This window comes from Streptomyces sp. NPDC001970 (assembly GCF_053594115.1).
This window is the reverse complement of the sequence record NZ_JBSFDW010000051.1, coordinates 41,490-47,489: the sequence shown is the minus strand read 5'-3', so window position 1 is coordinate 47,489 and position 6,000 is coordinate 41,490. Positions and strand designations below refer to the sequence as shown.

Sequence of the window (6,000 nt, the reverse complement as noted above, 5' to 3'; positions counted from 1 at the left end):
CTCACGCCGTTCCATCAGCCCCAGCACCGACGGCATCGCACCCTCCTCGATCAACAGCAAGCCGTCCGCTGCCTGCCCCTACCCCTCCGCGATCACGCCCCGCACACGAAGAAGCCCCTGCTCATCGAACAGGGACTCCCTTTGCCACAACGCACTCAAGGAGTCCGACAGGAAAGCAGTGAGGTGGGCGTGACGGCACGGGGCGGGGGCGCCGGTACGGGGGCCGTGACGCGGCACAGCGACGCGAGGAGCGGCAAGCACGGCTGATCGCCGCCGGGCTGGAGCTGTTCGGCACCACCGGCTACGCGGCCACGTCGGTGAAGAACATCTGCCGGGAGGCCGGGCTCACCGAGCGGTACTTCTACGAATCGCTGCGCGACCGGGAGGATCTGCTCGCCACGGTCTACGACGAGCTGATCCGCGGGGTCCAGGTGGCGACCTTCGCCGCAGCCGACCAGGCCGGTCCGGAGCTCGAAGCGCAGGTCCGCGCCGGCCTGGACGTATTCGTCCGCACATTGACCGACGATCCGCGCAAGGCCCGCATCGTGCTTATCGAGGTGGTCGGAGTCGGCCCCCGCCTCGAACAGCGCCGCCACGCGGTCATGCACGAGTTCGCCGACTTCATCGCCGCCGTCGCGCTCCGGCACATGGGGACACGGACGACGCCGAAACTGCCCATGCTGGCGATCGCACTCGTCGGCGGCGTCAACGAACTCCTGGTCGACTGGACGCTCGGCCGCCAGCAAGGCAGCGTCGAGGAGATCGTGGATCTGTGCACCCTGCTGATCGTCGCCGCATACGACGCAGTGGCCCGTCAAGCCTGAGCACGCCACCCCCGGCGTTCATCGCGACGGGGCCGGGAGGAGGCCAAGGACACCGCGCCGTCGCCGGGCCGAGTTGGCCGTGGCCGAGCAGGAATGGATGGAGTGGGCCATCCGCCCGCTCGCGGTCGGCGAGGTGCCGGCCCCCGATGAGACCGGGCAATGCCACGCCCAAGCAGTCCGGACCTCGCCGGGCATCGAGGAGCAGGCCGGAAACACGTCGGCGCGGCGAAGGCGCACGTGCCGGTGTGGCACGAGGGGCTCGCCTGAGGAGCGCCGTCGGCATCCTGCAGGCCCTCGCCGATCGGGCCCGGCTCGGCCAGTGTCGACGGTCAGCCAATTTCCCGCCCCGAACGTCACGTAATGGGCCATGAGGACGCTGACGTCGCAATCGTCGTGGACATGGGGACGGTGACCGTGCGTCGAGATCCCCAGGGCGCCAGAGGTTCGGTGGCCGCCCGATAGCCAGAGCGTCGTTCAGGCTGGTCAGGGCTGTCCAGGGTGGCTGTGAGGCCAGCGCGGAGCGCCGCCGAAGGCGCCCTTGACTGGCCGGATCAGCCGCACACTCAGCAGTCGGGCGGCCCGTCACGACCCCAGCCCAGGTGGGGAATTACGCGACGCTGATCATGCAGATCGTGGGGAATTGCATGACCGCTGACAGCCAAGGCCCGGCGATCTGTCAGGAGATGGCCGACTACCTTGCTGCAGCGCAGCCGTCGGCCCACATCCGCGTGATGCGCCAGTGCCGCTCGCGCAGCCGGGCCAGCACGTCCGACCCGGTGCGCGACGAAGGCCCGGATCGCACTGGAGCACCACCCCCAAGCCGTGCCGGCGGACGCCGCGGCCGCACAGCGAAGGCGGCACGCCATGCCCGACCTCGCCCCGGAGCAGCGGCTCCAGAAACACAAGACCCAGCGCGACTGGCTCCGTTCTCAGCTGCAGCAGACCGAGAACACCATCCAGCAGCTCGAGCGGCAGGTACTAAGTTGGTGGCCCCGCGTGCGGCGTGAGGAAGGTCAGGAGTGTCATCAGATGTGCTCAGGGCAGCCTGTACTCGGTGCGCTCGGGGTCGGGGCGAACGATCACCCCTTCGTCCGTCAGATCACGCAGGGCCCGTCGCGCCTCCTTTTCTGCGGCCTGCTGACTGGTCGGCTCGTAGCCGGCTACGCGCAGCGCCAAGGCGGCACGCGGCGGGTCCCACGTGCCGCCCAGGGCTCGTATTACTGCAGCCAAGGCTTGCTTGTGCGTCAGGGGCTTGCCCATCATCCGGTCCTTCCCGCGGGGGTGGTACGCGAAGACACGTTGCCTGGACGGCAGAGGTAGTCGGTCGCCGGGCGACGTACCGTCGAGCGTTCGCGAACGACGAGAGCCGCTGGGCTGCTGTCTTCCGGACTCCGGTCACTGCAATAGCGTCCGGTGCGATTGTCGGCAGTCCATGGCCGGGGAAGCAAGAGAAGGGGCGTTGGAGCCTTGGTGCTCGCTAGCAGCGTTGTGCTGACTGGATGCGAGACGCAGAGCGGCACGGGAAGCCGGACCAATGAGCCCGCGCCTCCCTTGGCCACTCAGCATGGCAAGCCGCTGTCGAGACCGAGAGCGGTGTGCCGATGACGACGAAGATTCTGCGCCCGCATCAGCGAGAAGCTGTCGATGCCATCGTCCGGGCGTTGGACGCGCAGGCCGGTACCGGCCTGACGGAGCGCGGCCTGCGCACCCAGGTCGTGATGGCCACCGGTAGCGGAAAGACACTGGTGGCGCAGCGCACCGCGGAGGAACTGCGCGCAGCACGGGTGCTGGTGCTGGTGCCCTCGCTGGACCTTTTGACGCAGACCGCTGCGGCGTGGCGAGACGGTGGCCGGACAGGGCCGAGGGTCGGGGTGTCCTCGCTGCGTGGCGACGAGGCCGGCTTCCCGAATACCACTGACGCCGAAGAGCTGGCGCTGTGGTGCCGGGATTTGGAGAAGGTGACCGTGTTCGCCACGTACGCGTCGCTGGGCCTGGGTACCCTCGAGCGCGCCCACCGGGCGGGACTTGCGGCCTGGTCGCTGATCTGTGTGGACGAAGCGCACCGGACGTCCGGCACGATCGGGAAACCATGGTCGGTGGTGCACGACAACCTGCGGGTGCCGGCCGACCGCCGCCTCTACATGACGGCCACGCCCCGGCTGTGGCAGCTCGGCGAGGACAACGGGGTTGTGCGGCCTGGTGAGCTGGTGGCCTCCATGGACGACGATGCGGACGGCGTGTTCGGGGCCCGCTGTCACACCCTGTCCCTGTCGGATGCGATCGATCGGCGTATCTGTGCCCCGTACCAGGTCGTGGTGGTGGAGGTGACCGATCCGGCCTACCAGTCGGCGGTACTGCGGGGCGTGGACGCCACCTCGGAGGAGATGCGCGGGGCGCGGCTCGCCGCGCTGCAGACCGCGCTGGTCAAAGCAGCCGCCGAGCAGGACCTTGCGCGCACGCTCGTCTTCCACCACCGCATCGTCGAAGCCGAGGCGTTTGCGGCCGGTCTGCCGCAGGTGGCGGCGAAGCTGCACGCAAGCGAGCCGGAGCTGTACCCGCAGACCATCTGGGCCGACTGGCTGTCCGGCGACCACAAGCCGCGATACCGCCGACGGGTGCTGGACGAGTTCGCCTCCCGCACCGCCAATGATGGCACGGTGGTGGAGAAGTCGTTCCTCAGCTCGGCGAAGGTCCTCGGCGAGGGCGTCGACACGAAGAGCTGCGACTCCGTGTTCTTCGCCGACGTGCGCGGCTCCATGCCCGATCTCGTGCAGGCCGTCGGCCGCGCCCTGCGCATGCACCCCGACGAGGACAAACTCGCCTCCCTGGTCGTGCCCGTACTGCTCGCCCCGGGCGAGACACCGGAGACGATGATCACCTCCAAGTCGTACGACGGCCTGGCCCGCCTCTTGGAAGCGCTGCGTGCACACGATGCCCGCGTCCTGGAGACCCTCGCCCAGTCTCAGGCGCCGAGCCGCTACACACCCGTCGACGAGCGGTCCGAACCCAAGCCAGGCACAGGGGAGGTCAGCGGCCTGGCCGCCGGCCTGTTGCGGTTCTCCACCCCCAGGGACCCCGCTCAGCTGGCCGCGTTCGTCGAGCTGCGCGTCATCAATCCCGAGCAGGAGCACTGGCGGCGGGGCATCGACGCCGCCCTCGCCTACGCCCGAGCCCACGGCGACCTGCGTGTTCCCTATGGCTTCGCGATGCCCGACAGCGACGACTGGCCGGGGGGCCTGGCCGGCTTCCCGCTCGGCCGGTGGATCGCCGAAGCCCGCCGCGCCAACGGCCAAGGACGACTCGATGAGGACCGCATCGAGCAGCTGCACCGGCTCGGCATGGTCTGGTCACACTTCGACACCGCCTTCGCCGAAGGCCTCGCCGCCGCCCGAGCATGGGCCGGCGAACACGGTCACCTGCTGGCCCCCGTGGATGCCACCTGGGACGGCTACCCGGTCGGGGTGTGGTTGAAGAACCAGCGGGCCGCCGCACGCCGCGCCGACCTCGACACGCAGCGCCGCGAAGAAGACCTGCTGCCGGAGGTGAACGACAAGGGCGCGCTCGCCGCATTCAGTGACGAACGGCGCGAGGCGCTTGAGGAGATCGATCCGTCTTGGTGTCCGGCCTGGCCGGTTGCCTGGCAGCGCCGCTTCCACCTCACCCGGGTCCACCTGCAGGCCAGGCGGGCACTTCCGCTCGCGCCTGGCGAGACTGTCGTGCAGGGCGAAGACCTCGGGCAGTGGGTCCAGGCGCAGCGCACGGGCTGGGACAGTCTCAGCACGGTCCAGCAGTGGATGTGTGAGCAGGTTCTTTGGATCGAACCGGCCGGTGAGGACGAGAAGCCGAAGCCGCATACAAGCCAGGCGGAGAAGTGGGCCATGCATCTCGCTGCGGCCCGGCAGTTCTTCGAGCGCGAGGGACACCTGCGGGTGCCGAGGAAGCATGTCGAGACGATCACCGTCGGCGGGAGCGACAGCAAGGACCAAGACCAGCGGGAACTGCGGCTGGGTGCGTGGGTGAGCAACCAGCGGTCCCGGGCCGCCACGCTGAAACCGGAGCGGATCGAACAACTGTCCCAGCTCGGGATGCGCTGGGCGTAGTTGCCGGCGGCCACACCGCGGGGCCCTCCAAGGCGCCCGACGCTGGGAAGGCGCACGCGACTGCCGCCTGTCGGTATTCCGCTGGATCACGCGCTACAACACCCGCAGACGGCACAAGAGAAACTGCCAGCTCAGCCCCGTCGCCTACGAGACACAGCACGCAGCTACACTCACACTTGCCGCATAAGAACACGAACTGGTGTCCACTTCTCGGGTGGAACCCCCGCCCTCGACTGGGACAACGCCTGGCGCCTCGACACCGGCAGATCGGATCACCTGGACCGCGAGGTGATCGACGTCTCGGTCCGCTTTGCGGCGCGGATCCCTGTCCGGCCGGTGCGACTGATCGCTGAAGGTTGCGGTCTTCCACGGGCCGAGGTCGAGAGACTGATCAAGGAGGGGAAACTCGTTTCGGCAGTCCGGCTGAGCGGCAGGCTCTCCGGCGACTTCGGCTTCACGCTCAAGCGCTGAGCCCTCCCCGGGACCAGGGGCCTGTCCGGCAAGATCCGCCGGACAGGCCCTACTGGGACCAGCCGCCGACGCCGTCCAGACGCCTCGACCCGATGGCACACCGGGTATCCGGTGACGGCGGCGCGGTGACCGCAACCGGATGGATCGTTTGTTCGTCCGCAGTGTTGAAGCCGAACCCACAGCATCGAGAGGCGGCTATGTCGCAGCCCCCGGAATCCCTCGTCGAGTACTGCTTCATCATCACCTTCAGCCACCGTGAACGGGATCTGATGACCTTTTCCGGCACCTACACACCCGTGCTGGGCATGAGCAGGCATGACGTCTTTAGCACGATCCGCGCCGATCACCAGCGGCAGCTGCCTTCGCATTTTCAGAGCCATTGCCAGGTGACGTTCTTCTCACTGGAACGCAATGAGCTGACGTGACCGGTGGTCCGCCGGACGGAAGTGGGTCCCCAGCGGCCCGTAGGTGGCGGCCTGTTCCATAAAGTTCAAGCTGGCGAGATTTGCCTACTTGCGGCTTTACGACAGGGTGGGTGGACAGTGCCGACGCCGACCAATGGCGCCAGGAAGTGCAGCAGATCCTCCAGGACCTCGACACTGGGT

At 68.5% G+C, this 6,000-nt stretch carries 5 protein-coding genes; 4 read left to right on the top strand and 1 reads right to left on the bottom strand.

Translation table 11 applies throughout. The annotated features are described in order from the left end of the window. Positions 1–263: 263 nt before the first annotated feature. Positions 264–824, top strand: a complete 561-nt coding sequence (locus tag ACWCP0_RS37865; protein ID WP_451083286.1) for a TetR/AcrR family transcriptional regulator — start codon at positions 264–266, stop codon at positions 822–824. Positions 825–1,859: 1,035 nt separating this feature from the next. Here the strand turns inward: ACWCP0_RS37865 and ACWCP0_RS37860 are convergent. Then, positions 1,860–2,084 carry a hypothetical protein gene (locus ACWCP0_RS37860; protein WP_451083281.1) on the bottom strand — a complete coding sequence of 75 codons (225 nt, stop codon included), beginning with the start codon at positions 2,082–2,084 and terminating at the stop codon, positions 1,860–1,862. 341 nt (positions 2,085–2,425) lie between these two features. Here ACWCP0_RS37860 and ACWCP0_RS37855 point away from each other — a divergent pair, with 341 nt between their 5' ends. The 3 genes from ACWCP0_RS37855 to ACWCP0_RS37845 all read left to right on the top strand — a co-directional run bounded on the left by ACWCP0_RS37855 (position 2,426) and on the right by ACWCP0_RS37845 (position 5,820). Beyond that, positions 2,426–4,924 (top strand): Helicase associated domain protein, encoded by a 2,499-nt coding sequence (locus tag ACWCP0_RS37855; RefSeq protein WP_451083280.1) that lies wholly within the window; start codon positions 2,426–2,428, stop codon positions 4,922–4,924. Then, positions 4,925–5,395: a DUF1062 domain-containing protein gene (locus ACWCP0_RS37850; protein ID WP_451083279.1), complete on the top strand. Its 471-nt coding sequence runs from the start codon at positions 4,925–4,927 to the stop codon at positions 5,393–5,395. Between the two features lie 92 nt (positions 5,396–5,487). After that, positions 5,488–5,820 (top strand): hypothetical protein, encoded by a 333-nt coding sequence (locus ACWCP0_RS37845; protein ID WP_451083278.1) that lies wholly within the window; start codon positions 5,488–5,490, stop codon positions 5,818–5,820. Positions 5,821–6,000: the final 180 nt, after the last annotated feature.